The sequence below is a fragment of the Gryllotalpicola koreensis genome (assembly GCF_039538185.1).
GTDB lineage: Bacteria > Actinomycetota > Actinomycetes > Actinomycetales > Microbacteriaceae > Gryllotalpicola > Gryllotalpicola koreensis.
Window position 1 is genome coordinate 239,401 of sequence record NZ_BAABBW010000001.1, and the last position, 13,699, is coordinate 253,099.

Below are 13,699 nucleotides of genomic sequence, written 5' to 3' on the forward strand. Positions count from 1 at the left end.
CAAGTCGCGTGCCGCCCTCTACGAAGTGTGAGTGACGCGCAGCTCGAACGCCAGCCGCGGCTACATCGACGCGCTCGTGCCTGGCCTTGCGGTCATCGAGATGAAATCAGGCAGCCGCGACCTCGCCGCCGCCGAACAGCAAGTCTCGACTACCTCGACAGCCTCAGTGACGCAGAGATGCCCCGCTACGTCATCACCAGCGACTTCCGGCACATCCGCCTGCTGGACCTGCACGAACAGAACCGCGTCGAGTTCCCTCTGACGGACTTCGGCACCAACGCCGACCGCCTGGCGTTCCTTGCTGGATACGGTGTTCGCAGCTTCGGTACCGACGCGCAGGAAGCCGCGTCGATCAAGGCGGCCCGGATCATGGCTGGGCTGTACGAGCTGCTCGCGCGTCATCTCCGTCGCGCTCGGCACACGCTGGTGTAGCCGGCCGGGATTCAGCGAGGGCTGCGGAGTGCGGCAAGAGCGCTGGCGATTCGGCGCTGCCTGGTCTCGGCTCTTTTGGCGCTCGTGATCTCGTGTACGAGAGCTCGTCGGCGACTGTGACTCAGCGCGTTGAAAGCAGCTCGCGTCTCCGGGTCGGAATCGAGCGCCCGCGAGAGCTCCTCCGGCTCCGTCACAGCCTGGGGCACGGCTTCCCGTTCGAGGCTTACGGAAACCTGGTCGCCGATTGCGACCCCGGCCGCTTTGCGGTTGGCGTTGCTCAGGCCTATGAGGAAGCGACCGCGCATGATTGCGACCCGCGTGTGCCATGAGTGCCCGTTGAGGGTGACCGTGACTCGAGGGCGTTTGCCGGAGTCGAAAATGTCGATGATTTCTGCAGGGATTTCAAGCCCCCGCATCGGCTCGGGCGGCTCAACGACGGTCGAGAATCGCACGGCTCCAGGGTGCTGTTCTCGATCAGGCTGCATCTGCGACCAGCTCCATGGTCTTGAGCACATCCGGGTCCGCGAGCAGTTCCACCTCGCGCACCCGTCCGTCCTCGATATGGAACACGAAGGCGGCCTTCACCTTGCCGCGAACGATCCATGCGCCGCCGCGTTCGCCGTCGATGGTGACGGGCGACGCCCCCTGTGCGGCGTTGAATCGCGCCGCGACCGCTGCCGCGCCGTCGTATTCGGCTTCGGCGCCCATGCGCTGGCCGAAGAGGTCCGTGCGCATGACCGCATCCGGCGCAAGCAATGTCAGCAGTGTGGACAGGTCGCCGCCGTGCGCGGCATCGAGGAATGCTTCTACGAGGCGGGCGTTATCGGCTCGGTTGTTCCGGTCGGCGAGCGTCTCCGGTACCCCCCGGACCTTGCGTCGGGCGCGACTGGCCAGTTGGCGAACGGTCGTGTCCGAGCGGCCCATGATCACGCTGATCTCGTGGAAGCCGTAGCCGAACACGTCGTGCAGCACGAATGACGCGCGCTCCGCCGGCCCGAGGGCCTGGAGCATCACATCCATCGCGTCGCCGACTCGCTCCGCGATCGCGACATCGTCTTCGGGAGTTGCCACCGCCGCCGGTCCGGGCGCCTCCGCGACCGCCCTGGCCTCGGCGGCAACGCGCGTCCCGCGCCTGCGCAGATGATCCAGGCACAGTCGCGTCGTGACTGTCGTCAGCCAAGCTGGGAGGTCCTCGACACCCTCAGCGGTAGACAGCCGCAACCACGCCTCCTGCACCACATCGTCGGCGTCTGCCGACGAGCCGAGGATGCGGCCGGCGATCGCGAGCAGCCGGGGGCGTTGCGCCTCAAAGTCTGCATACTTCATGAAGTTCACACAGCTTAGACGTGCGTGACGCCGCGAATGTGACATCCCTCCGTCGCTGTCACATTCCTCGAGCCGCGGCCGTCACCCAGTCGACAGGCGGCGCAACCGCACCGCTGCAACCGTGAGCCGCGGCCACGCGGGGACTGCTCGGCGGCATCCCGCGCGCATGCCCGCGGCACACATCATCGGGGAGAACAATCCATGTCCCAACGTATGCAGAACCCGGGAGCTGTCATTCCCGCAGCGGGAAAGGCGATCGGCGCGCTGATGAGCGCCATATATTCGGCTGGCGTCGCACCCGCAACGCTGGCGCTCGTCCACCTGCGAGCCAGTCAGATCAACGCGTGCAGCGCGTGTGTGCAGTCCGGTGCGGCGGGCGCTCGGAAAGCTGGAGAGAGCGAGGATCGCCTGGCAACGGTCGCAGCCTGGCAGGACGCACCGTATTTCTCGGACGAGGAACGCGCCGCTCTCGCGCTGACCGAGGCCGTCACGCGCCTCGCGGACCGTGAGGATCCGGTGCCGGACTCGATCTGGAACGAGGCCGCCCGCCACTATGACGAAAAGGCGCTCGCAGGCCTGCTCCTGATGATCGCCACGACCAATCTGTTCAACCGGCTCAACCGGCCCACCCAACAGCCCGCCGGCGCCTGGGGCTAATAGCCGCCTGTAACCCGTAGCAGCGCTCGATCCTGGCTGCAGAACGGCCCAGGGTCGAGCGCTGCGAGGGGGGACACGCGTACCTCGTTCTGTTCGCCACCACACGAGGCACGTGATGACGAATAACAACTTACCGTGACCAACCCACCGCGACGTGCCTCATCCGGGTCTGCTGAAGGAATAGGTGACATCTGAGCTGTGGTGCCGTGAGGCGCCGCTGGAAGGGTGAGCACCATGCCCAAGCCCTATCCGCGTGAGTTCCGTGACGACGTCGTGCGCGTCGCCGAGAGCCGCGACCCCGGGGTCCCGCTACGTCAGATCGCGAAGGACTTCGGGATCAGCGAGACCTGCCTGCAGAACTGGATGCGTCAGGCTGCCGTCGAGACCGGCGCCAAGCCCGGGACGACCGCGGCAGAGAACGCGGAGCTGCGCGAGCTGCGCAAGCGGAACCGGCTGCTCGAGCAGGAGAACGAGGTTCTGCGCCGTGCGGCGGCGTACTTCGCGCAGGCTCATCTGCCGGGAAAATGATCTACCCGCTCGTTGTCGAGTTCGCTGCTGACGGGATCCCCGTGGCGGTGTCGTACCGGGTACTGAAGCTCGCCCGCCAGCCGTTCTCCTGCTGGCTCAAACACCCGATTACCGACCGGGAGCGGGACGAGGCGTATCGCGCGAACGCCTTGTTCGACGCGCATCGCGACGACCCGGAGTTCGGACATCGGTTCCTCGCCGATGAGGCCCGCGCGGCTGGGGAATCGATGTCGGATCGGACCGCGTGGCGGATCGCCTCGGCGAATGGCTGGTGGTCCGTGTTCGGGAAACGCTCGCGCGGGAAGGGCAAGAAGGCCGGTCCTCCCGTTCACGATGACCGTGTCCAGCGGGTCTTCGCCGCCGATGCTCCGAACCGGCTGTGGCTCACGGACATCACCGAGCACTGGACCGGTGAGGGCAAGCTTTACCTCTGCGCGATCAAGGACGTCTACTCGAACAAGATCGTCGGCTACTCCATCGACTCGAGGATGAAGTCCCGTCTCGTCATCAACACCGTCCGCAATGCGGTGGCACTGCGCGGCGCAGTCGCCGGCTGCGTCGTTCACAGCGACAAGGGATCGCAATTTCGTTCCCGGAAGGTAGTCCGCGAGCTGGCACGCCACAAGATGGTCGGATCCATGGGTCGCGTCGGCGCGGCTGGCGACAACGCGGCGATGGAATCGTTCTTCGCACTGCTGCAGAAGAACGTTCTCGACCGCCGCACCTGGACGACCCGACAGGAGTTGCGCATCGCGATCGTCATCTGGATCGAGCGGACCTACCACCTGCGCCGCCGGCAGGCCCGCCTGGGCCGTTTGACCCCGGTTGAGTTCGAAATAATCATGACCAAGTCGATAGCACTCGCGGCCTAACCCGAACTGTCACCAGTTCCTTCAGCAGACCCTCGCCGGGAGTTTTGCGCTGGCGAAAATGCGACGTGGTGTTTTCGGGGCCGCAGTGCAGCGGCCTCTCTCAGCTGCCCCAGATCGTCACAATGATCGCGGCCAGAAACATCAGCTGGTAGACGGTCCGTGGAAGCAGTGGGGTGTGCGGCGCGTTCGGGTGACGTTGCGCACCAGCGGCGTAGACATTCGCCGGAAACATCACCAGTAACAGCAGACCAAGACAGACGGCGGCGAGCACCCTCGTCTGCGGTATCAGCAGACCGATCGCGCCCGCGATCTCGAATACGCCGGTCACAGTGACGACAAGCCCTGGAGCCGGTATCGCGGGTGGAACGATCGCGACGAAGCCCGCGCGCCTGCGAGGAACGAAATGGGTGCCGGAGGTCATGACGAACATCACCGCGAGACCATAGGCGGTGGCCGCAGACCACGAGTCGATGCCGTCGAGGCCGGTGAGCCATCCGATCAGCCGGACGAGTCCGGTGACCACGAGAAGAACAACGAGCGGCGCCATGGAGAGTCCTTCCTAGAGTCCTGAGATTCCAGCGACGAGGATGCCGACACCGGCAACGACCAACCCCGCCGTCACACAGAAGACGCCCACCCACAGCAACGCCATGAAGCGGTTTGGCCGCGCCGGCTCTGGTCCGATGGCAGAGAGGAAGAATCCGGCAGGCATCAGAATTGCGGCGGCAGGGACCCCGTACCGACCGATCACCTCCCACACCCCCGAGAGGTTTGCCGTGTCGATGACAGAGAGGATGACGATCGAGAGCACGAGCAGCACGGCGGCGTGGGCGTGCCCGGCGCGGAAGAAGCTCTTCTGAAGCGCGTTCGCTGCCACGCTGCCTTGCATCACCCGGGTGAGGAAGACACCGCCGGACTCCACTGTCACCAGAGCGAGCAGCAACGCGCCGATGACGATTAGTGAATGTGGTTGGATAGCCATAGTGTCCAATATTAGATAGTGAAACAATCCAATATCAAGGCAGGCATACATGCGCGTCTCGGAACTCGTGCAGCGGTCGGGCGCCTCGCTCGCGACGATCAAGTACTACCTCCGCGAGGGGCTGCTGATGCCCGGCGAGGCGACCAGCGCGACCCAGGCGAGCTACGGTGAAGAGCATTTGCGTCGCCTCGCCCTCATCCGTGCCCTCACCGACGTGGTCGGGCTGTCGGTTCAGAAGGCCGCCGAGGTAATCCAGCTGATCGAGGGCCCAGGCGACGACCTCTTCCTCACCCTGGGCGCCGCGATCGGCGCACTCCCGCCCTATGTCGAGTCCTCGAACGAGCAGGCGCAGGATTATCCCCTTGCCCGAACCGCACTGGAGCGACTCGGACAGGTCTACGATCCCGACTATCCAGCCGTCGGGCAGCTCGACCGTGCCCTCACCGCCGCCTCCGCAGCCGGGTTCCCGGTCGATGATGATCGCTTGGAGCTCTACGGGGCTCATGTCCGAGCCATCGCCGAATACGACATCGACCACGTCCCGGAGGGGCCGGCGCAAGGCGCGATCGAATACGCCGTACTCGGTACCGCCCTCTACGAACCCGTGATCGCGGCGCTGCGCCGACTGTCTCACCAGGACCTCGCCATGCGTCGGTTCGTCCCGGACTCCGCTACCGACCCTGCCGGATCCTGACGGAACTCGCCGACATGCGATCCCGATGGTCCCTAACGTCGGTGGGACGCCCCGCGGTCTCGAGCACCAGGTCGTACTCCCCGGCTCGAGCACGACGCCACCGGCGATCACGACGCCGCCCGACGACTACGAGACCAGCTACTACGCTGACCTCGAAAGCTCACCCGAACCCGGGAGCGAGCCCCGCAACGAAGCGGCATAGAACCGGGGACGGTTCACACTCCATCGGAAATCAGTAGGTCTATCCCTACCGGGGTGTGGGTTTGGCTCCGTTCAGGAGGCGATTCGTCGTCCTTAGCGTGGATTCCACGTCGAAAAGGAGTCGGAACGTGAGTGAAGTGAATTCAAGCAGCGACCGTGTGCAGCGGATCGAACGGTCCCTGAGCATCGGGGCGAAGTGCCTCTACATCTATGGTGTGTGCTGCAGCGTGGTGGTGGCGGTGTTGATCGTGACAGCGGCGCTGGGCGGCTCGACAAGCACGTTCATGTGGGTGCGTGCGCTGATCCTCGCTGTGCTGACGCCGGTTCTGATCGTCCTGCTGCGCAGTGCTCGTCGTGGCAGCCGTGCAGCGACGGACCGCGTAAAGCTGATCATGACGGTGATGCCGATTGCGATCGTCGTCGTTGATTTCATCCCGGGAATTTGCCCCTCGTGGTATGCCGCCGTTCAGGGCATCGGTGCGCTCGCGCTCCTGCCAGCCGGGGTGATGCTGTGGCGAGCGACCGCCCGGGGCTCCTCGGCGCGTGGCACAGGTCGTGCGTGATGAGTCGACGAAGTCGAGAATGGTCACGATGAGCACAGGCAGCGAACCGAGTGGGGCCGCGCGAACACGCGCGGTCAGCGCCATTGCGCTCGGGTTGGCGCGGTCCGCTGCATTCGCGGGAACCGCGGCCGTGATCCCTGCGGCGGTCGCGCTGCTCCCTGTTCTGGCCGCGCTAAATCTGGTCGGGACCCGGTGGTCGTGGAACAATCTGTGGTCCTGGTTTGCCCTTGGCGTCATCATCGTCGCGGTCACGGGGATGCTTGCTCATCCCGTTGCCGTTCTGTTCCGCATCATGCTGACAAAATGGGCGGGGCTGGAGCTGGCATGTGGATACCGCAGCACTCTCGAGCCGGTACGACTCTCGACCGGTTTTTGGTGGAATGGGTCGTCGTACGAGCGCAGCCGCGAGGATGCCGAGCAGGACCTGCGGTGGCGGCGGATGCTCGAGCCCGCTTTTCGCCGCGAGGTGCGCTGGGCCACGCTGGCAGCGACCGTGATCCTTCCTGTCTGCGGAATTCCGATCGGAGCGCTCGTCGCAGCGGCGCTGATGTTCCGGCTGGCGACTGGTCCATCGATCGTTGCCGGGGGCCTGCTCGTGGTGGTCGCCTTCGCGCTGGCCCCGTTCGCGTGGCGGTTCGTCGGTCCTCTGGCTCAAAGATGGCTCGCGGCGCCGACGGACCCGGTGCTGTCGCCTGCCGACCTACGGGCACAACGGGCGGACCTCATGGCAGCCCACGACGCGGAGGTCCGACGAATCGAGCGCGACCTGCATGACGGCGCGCAATCCCGGATCACCGCGGTCGGACTGGATCTGGCGGCCGCCGAGCGGCTCATGGCCACGGACCTGGATCGGGCCAGGCAGCTCCTGCGTTCGGCTCGCCTGGGGACTGCGCAGTCTCTTCAGGACCTGCGCGACCTCGTGCACGGCGTCTACCCGCCCGTCCTCATCGAGCGAGGGCTCATACCCGCTGTCCGAGCCCTCGCGCTCGACAGCCCGGTCCTGGTCGATGTGGCAGCGCCACGGGACCTCCCACGTCTGCCCTCACCGTTGGAGGCCGCGGTCTACTTCGCGGCGGCCGAGCTTCTGTCGAACGTCGCACGGCACTCCGGCGCGACCGAAGCGAGCATCCGTATCGAGCAGATGACTCACACGCTCGAGGTGGAAATCGCTGACGACGGCATCGGAGACGCCGATGTGCGTGCAGGCGGCGGGCTGGACGGAGTCCGTCGGCGGTTGAACGCCTTCGAAGGAACGCTGAGAGTCGACTCGCCGCCCGGCGGGCCGACCCGAGTGAGGGTGACGGTGCCATGCGAATAGTCATCGCCGAAGACCAATACCTGCTGCGCGAGGGGATCGCGCACCTGCTCGACGCGTTCGGGCATGAAGTCGTCGCGACTGCGGCAAGCGGGCCCGAGACGCTCGATGCGCTTCTCAGGTACCGGCCCGACGTCGCGGTGATCGACGTGCGGATGCCCCCCACCAACACCGACGAGGGGCTGCGCGCCGCCCTGGCTGCACGCGACGCAGCCCCGGGACTGCCAGTGCTCGTGCTCTCTCAGCACGTCGAGCAGCTCTACGCGCGTGAGCTGCTCGCCGACGCCACCGGTGGCGTCGGGTATCTCCTCAAGGACCGCGTATTCGACGCCGAACAGTTCATCGACAGCCTCGAACGGGTCGCCGCCGGCGGCACAGCGCTCGACCCGACGGTGGTCTCAAAGCTTCTCCATCGCCCAGACAAGGACTCCCTCCTCTCCGGCCTCACCGAGCGCGAGCTTGAACTGCTTTCGCTGATGGCGGAGGGACTGTCCAACCAGGCGATCGCGTCCTCGCTGCACCTCAGCGACAGCGCCGTCAGCAAATACACGACCACGCTCTTCGACAAGCTCGGACTCGCGCACGACGAGGCGAGCAACCGCCGCGTTCGTGCAGTTCTGACCTACCTCAACGACTCAACCACTCCTCGCCGGCGCAGTGGCGAGCGTCCTTCTGAGCCTTCGGAATGAGGCACCGCGCCCACGTAAGCGGTTACCTGTCGAGGAAGCGCTTGAGGCTGCGCCGGGATGCTGGGAGGGGGCGCCCGGCGTCGAACTCCAGTCCTGAGATTTCGCGGGTCATCGCGGCGAGCAGTTGGGCGGCGGCTTCGGGGTCTTCCCATCCCATCGCCTCAAGGTCGGCGACACCACTCTGCGCAAGGCGTTCACGCCGTGCCGCCATTGACGTCTGGCTAGTTGGGTCGGAGCTGGCCTCTAGGGAGAGAGCCTTTGCGCCCCGGTTCTGGAGCGAGACGTCGAGGTAGGTCTCGGCCACCCGGGATAGCCGTTCAGCGCCGGGCGGCAGTCCTGCGGTCGCTTCTGCCACGGCCGCGCTGACGCGGGCGTGGAAGCGTGCGTGCATGGCGTCGATATATGCGGCGCGATCCTTGAAGTGGACGTAGAACGTTCCCTTGGCGACGCCGGCTCGTGCGACGACCATGTTTACGCTGATGCCGGCGAGGCCGTGCTCCTCGGCCAGCGCGGCACCGGCGTCGAGCAGCGCCTCGCGCGTCTGCGGCGCTCCGGAGGGCTGGCTGTTCGTGGTCATCGCGCCTCAGTCTACGCGGAAAAATAAACGACCGACCGGTCAGTCACCGTGATAGAGTTGCGCCCATGCCAATCATCTCCACGTCGGTAGGCGACGTCGCTTACGACTCCCAGGGCTCAGGCTCGACCATCGTTTTTCTGCCCAGCGGGGCGCATGACCGTCACGACTACGACGACCTGCGCGCCCTTTTGCCAGACCACGTTCGCAGCATCGCCGTCGACTGGCCCGGGCACGGCGGGTCCCCGGCCTGGAGTGAACCTGCGTCCGAGTTACGACTCACCCAGCTGGTCGAGGAGATCGTCGCCCAGCTGGCTCCCGAGGGAGCGGTCCTGGCCGGCAACTCGATCGGCGGCAACGTCGCTGCCCGTCTCGCGATCCAGCGACCAGATTTGGTCACTGCCCTCGTGTTGATCGACGCTGGCGGATTCGAGAAGCCGACCCTTTTCGCGCGCGTGTTCTGCTCGTTGATGAGCAGGCCCTGGTTCCTACGCTCGATTTACCCTACGTTCTCATGGCATTACACGCGCTCGCGCACCGAGGCCGACAAGCGCGCCCGCGCGAATGCGATCGCCATGACCCGGTCCCCGGCGGGACTCGCGGCCGCCTCGCAGATGTGGGGCAGCTTCAACCTGCCCAGCCACGATCTCCGCGGCGACGCGAAGCAGATCAGCGCCCCGACCCTCGTCGTCTGGGGTCGCCAAGACCCGGTCCTACCGGTCAGTGCCGCGCAGACCGTCCACAACCTGATCAAGGGCTCGACGCTGCTGTTGGTCGACAGCGGCCATATCCCACACACGACCGAGCCAGCCACGGTCGCCGCGGGACTGCTCCCACTGCTCGATGTGAGCGTCGCAACTTCTGCCCCGACTGGTCTCACCAAGTCAGCGTCGCTCGATCAAAAGGACGGCCAGCGATGAGAGCCGCGGTCATCGACACCCTCGACACTGCGCCCCGCCTGCAGACGGTCAAGGACCCCGCATCAACCAGCGACCGCCAGGTCGTGATCCAGGTTCACGCGACCGCGCTGAACGGGATCGACCTCCAAATCGCCTCCGGACACCACCGCGCCGGCAAACCACAACTGCCCTACATCCCCGGATGCGAGAGCGTTGGCACCATCATTAACGGCCCCGACGCCGGCCTTCGAGTCAGAGCACTCCTGGCGGCGGGCCTGGTCCCCGGCCGGAACGGCGGGCTGGCCGAGCTTCAAGTGGTCGACCGCGCCGCGTGCGTACCAGTGCCCGACGGCCTCGACAGCGAGACGGCCGCCGCCATCGGCGTCGTCGGCACTACCGCCGACCTCGCCCTCGCCAAAGCTGCGCTCACGGCCCGTGAGAGCGTGCTCGTGCTTGGAGCCACCGGCCCGCTCGGAACAGCCTTCGTTCAGCTCGCTAAGCACGCCGGCGCAGAACGCGTCATCGCAGCCGCCCGACACCCTGACCGCCTCGCACAACTGGCAGGCGCCGATGGTGTCGCGATCCTCGGCGACGAGCCGCTGCCAGACCAGCTCGCCAGCCTCGGAGGACCGGTGGACCTCGTTGTCGATCCGGTATGGGGGCAGTGGGCAGAGCCAGCACTCCGGTGCCTGAAACCGGGAGGGCGCTACCTGAACGTCGGGTCAGCCGGCGGCGACGGACTGCCCTTCCGCATGGAGTGGCTCCGCGGCGGCCACCTGACCCTGATCGGCTTCAGCGGCGCCAGCGCCAACCCAGCCGACCTGCTCACCAGCTACACCCGGATCGCAACCCTTTCTCTCACAGGCTCCCTGACCGTGCCGACTGTGACCTACCGCCTCGACGAGGCCGGTGAGGCGTGGGCGGCCCAAGCATCGTCGCTCGGCAAGAAGATCATCGTTACTCCCTGAGAAGATCAACGTGTCGCCTTCGTCCTCCACGACGCTTTCGGGCACTCGTTCCCCGAGATCGCCGAGGTACTGGGCCGATCCGACACGGCGGTGCGTCAGCTCGCCAGCAGGGCTCGACGAAAAGTGCGCGGCGCGGCGGAGGCGGAGCCGGAAAGGCGCGTCGTGGCGGCCAACCACGAGGTGGTGGAGGCCTTTCTGAGCGCCGCGCAGGGCGCGGCGGCTGTGCTGGTGGCCGGCGAGCCGAGCGTCGCATGGATGGTCAACGGCAGACCGCGTGTGGTGTTCCTGTTCCAAATGGCGGGCGGCCGAGTGCAGGCCATCGACCTCGTCGCCGATCGTGACGCGGTGGCGGCGATGCGGATCGTTCCGTTGACCGGCGAGGAGTGAGGATGCGTTTCCAGACGATCGTGGAACCACCCGAGCCGATGCGGGGGCTGGAGATTCCCGCCGCCGGCGTCGCGAGCCTGGGCGGCGGGAAGCGCCCCCGTGTGGTCGTCACCCTTGGCGGGCACACGTGGCGCACGCGGGTGGCAGTGATGCGGGGCCGGAGCCTGATCGGACTGAGCATCGCGAATCGCACCGCAACAGGGGTGGAGGTCGGTCAGGAGGTCACCGTGGAGGTGGTCTTGGACGAGGAGCCGATCACCGCCGCCGAGCCCACCGACCTCACCTCGGCCTTGGAGGCAGAGCCGGCCGCACGTGCGGCGTTCGACCGCCTCACCGTTAGTCAGCAGCGCCAGCACATCCGCGTGGTCGAGCAGGCCAAAGGGGCCAGGACACGGACGAGGCGCATCAACGCCCTCGTGTCCGGACTGATCGAGCGCAGCTGAGTCCTGTCACACTCCCGTCGCGCGGGCCGTCAACAAGCTGTCGGGATATTCCGACCGCGAGGACGAACTTCGACTGGAGAATGACATGCTTTCCATCCACCGCATCAGCCTGGGCGCCCCGGAAGCCGACGCCGCCGCAGCGTTCTACGAGGCGGCGCCCGCACTCGGTGACCGCGTCCACGTGCACCAGGACCAGGAGCCCAGCGCCGGCTTCCGCGGCTTTACCCTCGGACTCGACGTTCCCGCGCCGGCACACGTCGACCGCCTCGTCGCCGGCGCGATCCGTGCCGGCGCTGCGAGCGTGAAGGAACCGTCCAAGCAATTCTGGGGCGGCTACTCGGGCGTGGTCCGCACCCCCGACGGCGCGATCGTCAAGGTCGCCACCACAGACCGGAAGAAGGCGGCCGTGCACCAGGATTCTGAAACCCTCGTCATCGAACGGGTCGTCGTCCTGCTCGGTGTCGAGCATGTCGGCAGGAGCAAGGAGTTCTACCTCGGCTCCGGCGCTGTCGTGGCGAAGGCCTACGGCAACAAGTACGTGGAGTTCGAACCCGGCGACGGCGCGGTGACGCTCGGACTCTACAAGCGTGCCGGCCTGGCCAAGGAGTTCGGCGTCGACCCGGCCGGCTATGGATCACACCGGCTCCGCGTCGTATCGAACGGCCCTGCCTTCACCGACCCTGACGGCTTCCTCTGGGCCGCGGACACGCCCGACGCCTGACCAGCGCCATGGTTCTTGCACTCCAGGAGGCGTTCCTTCCTTGTCTCGATGCCGACGCGTCACTCGCCTTCTACTGCGATGGGATTGGGCTCACCCTCATTCACACAGACGCGACGCCGCCCCGAGACGCCAGCCGACTCGTTCTGAAGGCACACGATGGGCACGCACGCCTCATTCTGCAGATGCTTGTCGACGATCCTGGCTTGTCCGCCGGGGATGTACAGATCTTCCTCGCGCTAGCCGCGAAGGTATCTCTCGGGCGCATCGCGCTTGTCACCGAAGATCTCGACGGTACCTTCGAAAGGCTCATCCATCGCCACGCAGAGCCTCTTCAGGAGCCGATCACCCGAGCCGATGGGGTCCGCGACTGCGGCTTCCTCGACCCCACCGGAAACTTCGTGCGCCTGCTGGATCAAAGCCTTCGCCCCGACAGTGCGTGAGATGCGCCGTTACGACCATGCACCGCCCGCGCTCACGGAACCGAGTCCGAGGCATCGACGAGCAGTGCGCGTCCGAAGCCCTTCGCACGGCTCTGCAGACGCCTCACGCATCCACCGATCGGTTGATGCATCAACTCCGCCGTGCTGTCAGGGCGAGTGCGGTGTGCGCCGAAGTGTCGTGCGGATTTGCCTGTAACGATGAGGATGCCTGCAATCACCGCGCGCCCTCGCCGATCCGCTTGCCGACAACGAGTTCCGTCGATGCTAGTGCGCGGAGGTCGGAGCCTCTCCTCGGGCACCGGGCCGCGTTGAGAGGAAGCGCCGCGGATTCGTCCGATGTCATCTGCACCGGGAGTCGATGGGTGATGTCAGAAGCGGCAGCAGGAGTTCGGTGACGATCCGCTCGATGAATCGAGGGGAGATCGGGATGCCGTTGACCAGGACCTCGTGCCGCAACAGGGTCAAGGGCAGGGACAGCACGACCGGTGTGAGCCGTTCGGCGGCGACCTCGCCACGCGTGACCGCGCGACCCAGAAGGGTAGTGATTCCCGCCGCTTCGGGGCTGTCATCGAGAAGGTCGTGTGCCATCCCCCCCAACTCGGGGTCGCGGAGTGTATCGATCATGAGCCCGCGCAGGACCGGTCCGGTTTCGCCGTTGAAGGGCGCCGCGAGGTGAGCCAGCAAGGCGATCAGATCCTCGCCGAGGCGCCCGGTCGTCGATGGTGGGGCTGACTGTGATCGGTGGTGTGTGACCGTATCGATGACCAGGGCGGCGCGGCTCGGCCATCGGCGATAGATGACGGGCTTGCTCGTGCCGGCTCTGGCGGCGACTCCGTCCATGGTGAAGCCGTCGTACCCGTGCTGTACGAGCTCGGCCCATGCGGCGTCCTCGATCGCGCGGTGCAGCTCCGCTCCTCGTCGCCGCTGTTTCGGGTCGATCGCCGCCTGCTTCGTCATCCACTGACATCCCTTCGACATCTAGACACTATCAGTGTCTTATGCGAAACT

General features: G+C 66.4%; 19 protein-coding genes and 1 pseudogene. 14 read left to right on the forward strand and 6 right to left on the reverse strand.

What is annotated here, in order from left to right; translation table 11 throughout:
- The first annotated feature begins 27 nt into the window (after positions 1-27).
- On the forward strand, positions 28-432 hold the full coding sequence (locus ABD708_RS01085) for a type IIL restriction-modification enzyme MmeI (protein ID WP_344751428.1): 405 nt from the start codon (positions 28-30) through the stop codon (positions 430-432).
- An 11-nt stretch (positions 433-443) separates the two neighbouring features.
- On the opposite strand, the gene ABD708_RS01090 is transcribed toward ABD708_RS01085, so the two are convergent.
- Entirely contained in the window at positions 444-884 is a 441-nt protein-coding gene (locus tag ABD708_RS01090; RefSeq protein WP_344751429.1) for a YdeI/OmpD-associated family protein, read from the reverse strand.
- Between the two features lie 22 nt (positions 885-906).
- Complete coding sequence (locus ABD708_RS01095) at positions 907-1,758, reverse strand: sigma-70 family RNA polymerase sigma factor (protein ID WP_344751430.1); 852 nt, start codon at positions 1,756-1,758, stop codon at positions 907-909.
- Positions 1,759-1,971: 213 nt separating this feature from the next.
- Between ABD708_RS01095 and ABD708_RS01100 the strand changes: the two genes are divergently transcribed.
- The gene (locus ABD708_RS01100) at positions 1,972-2,415 is read left to right on the forward strand and encodes a carboxymuconolactone decarboxylase family protein (protein ID WP_344751431.1); all 444 of its coding nucleotides are present in this window, start codon (positions 1,972-1,974) and stop codon (positions 2,413-2,415) included.
- Positions 2,416-2,649: 234 nt separating this feature from the next.
- Positions 2,650-3,815 (forward strand): IS3 family transposase gene (locus ABD708_RS01105; RefSeq protein WP_344752165.1). Its coding sequence is split into 2 segments (ribosomal slippage): positions 2,650-2,934 and positions 2,937-3,815, totalling 1,164 coding nucleotides; the frame shifts between segments, so codons are not numbered across the junction.
- Positions 3,816-3,915: 100 nt separating this feature from the next.
- Here ABD708_RS01105 and ABD708_RS01110 read toward each other — a convergent pair.
- Both ABD708_RS01110 and ABD708_RS01115 read right to left on the reverse strand, forming a co-directional pair.
- Positions 3,916-4,362, reverse strand: coding sequence for a DoxX family protein (locus tag ABD708_RS01110; protein ID WP_344751432.1), 447 nt, complete (start codon positions 4,360-4,362; stop codon positions 3,916-3,918).
- 12 nt (positions 4,363-4,374) lie between these two features.
- The gene (locus tag ABD708_RS01115; protein WP_344751433.1) at positions 4,375-4,848 is read right to left on the reverse strand and encodes a hypothetical protein; all 474 of its coding nucleotides are present in this window, start codon (positions 4,846-4,848) and stop codon (positions 4,375-4,377) included.
- On the opposite strand from ABD708_RS01115, the gene ABD708_RS01120 reads away from it, so the two are divergent.
- The 4 genes from ABD708_RS01120 to ABD708_RS01135 all read left to right on the forward strand — a co-directional run bounded on the left by ABD708_RS01120 (position 4,847) and on the right by ABD708_RS01135 (position 8,259).
- The gene (locus tag ABD708_RS01120; RefSeq protein ID WP_344751434.1) at positions 4,847-5,491 is read left to right on the forward strand and encodes a MerR family transcriptional regulator; all 645 of its coding nucleotides are present in this window, start codon (positions 4,847-4,849) and stop codon (positions 5,489-5,491) included. The genes ABD708_RS01115 and ABD708_RS01120 overlap by 2 nt on opposite strands.
- 329 nt (positions 5,492-5,820) lie before the next feature.
- Positions 5,821-6,255: a hypothetical protein gene (locus tag ABD708_RS01125; RefSeq protein WP_344751435.1), complete on the forward strand. Its 435-nt coding sequence runs from the start codon at positions 5,821-5,823 to the stop codon at positions 6,253-6,255.
- A gap of 28 nt (positions 6,256-6,283) precedes the next feature.
- Positions 6,284-7,573 (forward strand): sensor histidine kinase, encoded by a 1,290-nt coding sequence (locus ABD708_RS01130; protein WP_344751436.1) that lies wholly within the window; start codon positions 6,284-6,286, stop codon positions 7,571-7,573.
- The gene (locus ABD708_RS01135) at positions 7,564-8,259 is read left to right on the forward strand and encodes a response regulator transcription factor (protein ID WP_344751437.1); all 696 of its coding nucleotides are present in this window, start codon (positions 7,564-7,566) and stop codon (positions 8,257-8,259) included. Before ABD708_RS01130 ends, ABD708_RS01135 begins: the two co-directional genes overlap by 10 nt.
- A gap of 22 nt (positions 8,260-8,281) precedes the next feature.
- Here the strand turns inward: ABD708_RS01135 and ABD708_RS01140 are convergent, their stop codons facing one another.
- Positions 8,282-8,836: a TetR/AcrR family transcriptional regulator gene (locus ABD708_RS01140; RefSeq protein ID WP_344751438.1), complete on the reverse strand. Its 555-nt coding sequence runs from the start codon at positions 8,834-8,836 to the stop codon at positions 8,282-8,284.
- 65 nt (positions 8,837-8,901) lie between these two features.
- Between ABD708_RS01140 and ABD708_RS01145 the strand changes: the two genes are divergently transcribed.
- The 7 genes and pseudogenes from ABD708_RS01145 to ABD708_RS01170 all read left to right on the forward strand — a co-directional run bounded on the left by ABD708_RS01145 (position 8,902) and on the right by ABD708_RS01170 (position 12,691).
- Positions 8,902-9,753: an alpha/beta fold hydrolase gene (locus tag ABD708_RS01145; protein WP_344751439.1), complete on the forward strand. Its 852-nt coding sequence runs from the start codon at positions 8,902-8,904 to the stop codon at positions 9,751-9,753.
- Complete coding sequence (locus tag ABD708_RS01150; protein WP_344751440.1) at positions 9,750-10,700, forward strand: quinone oxidoreductase family protein; 951 nt, start codon at positions 9,750-9,752, stop codon at positions 10,698-10,700. Before ABD708_RS01145 ends, ABD708_RS01150 begins: the two co-directional genes overlap by 4 nt.
- A 12-nt stretch (positions 10,701-10,712) precedes the next feature.
- Positions 10,713-10,811: pseudogene (locus ABD708_RS19415) on the forward strand (sigma factor-like helix-turn-helix DNA-binding protein); the annotation flags it as partial.
- Positions 10,812-10,862: 51 nt separating this feature from the next.
- The gene (locus tag ABD708_RS01155) at positions 10,863-11,087 is read left to right on the forward strand and encodes a hypothetical protein (RefSeq protein ID WP_344751441.1); all 225 of its coding nucleotides are present in this window, start codon (positions 10,863-10,865) and stop codon (positions 11,085-11,087) included.
- A gap of 2 nt (positions 11,088-11,089) precedes the next feature.
- Positions 11,090-11,530: a YdeI/OmpD-associated family protein gene (locus tag ABD708_RS01160; RefSeq protein ID WP_344751442.1), complete on the forward strand. Its 441-nt coding sequence runs from the start codon at positions 11,090-11,092 to the stop codon at positions 11,528-11,530.
- Positions 11,531-11,615: 85 nt separating this feature from the next.
- Positions 11,616-12,251 carry a VOC family protein gene (locus ABD708_RS01165; RefSeq protein WP_344751443.1) on the forward strand — a complete coding sequence of 212 codons (636 nt, stop codon included), beginning with the start codon at positions 11,616-11,618 and terminating at the stop codon, positions 12,249-12,251.
- Between the two features lie 8 nt (positions 12,252-12,259).
- On the forward strand, positions 12,260-12,691 hold the full coding sequence (locus ABD708_RS01170) for a VOC family protein (RefSeq protein ID WP_344751444.1): 432 nt from the start codon (positions 12,260-12,262) through the stop codon (positions 12,689-12,691).
- A gap of 339 nt (positions 12,692-13,030) precedes the next feature.
- On the opposite strand, the gene ABD708_RS01175 is transcribed toward ABD708_RS01170, so the two are convergent.
- Positions 13,031-13,648, reverse strand: a complete 618-nt coding sequence (locus ABD708_RS01175) for a TetR/AcrR family transcriptional regulator (RefSeq protein WP_344751445.1) — start codon at positions 13,646-13,648, stop codon at positions 13,031-13,033.
- Between the last annotated feature and the right edge of the window lie 51 nt (positions 13,649-13,699).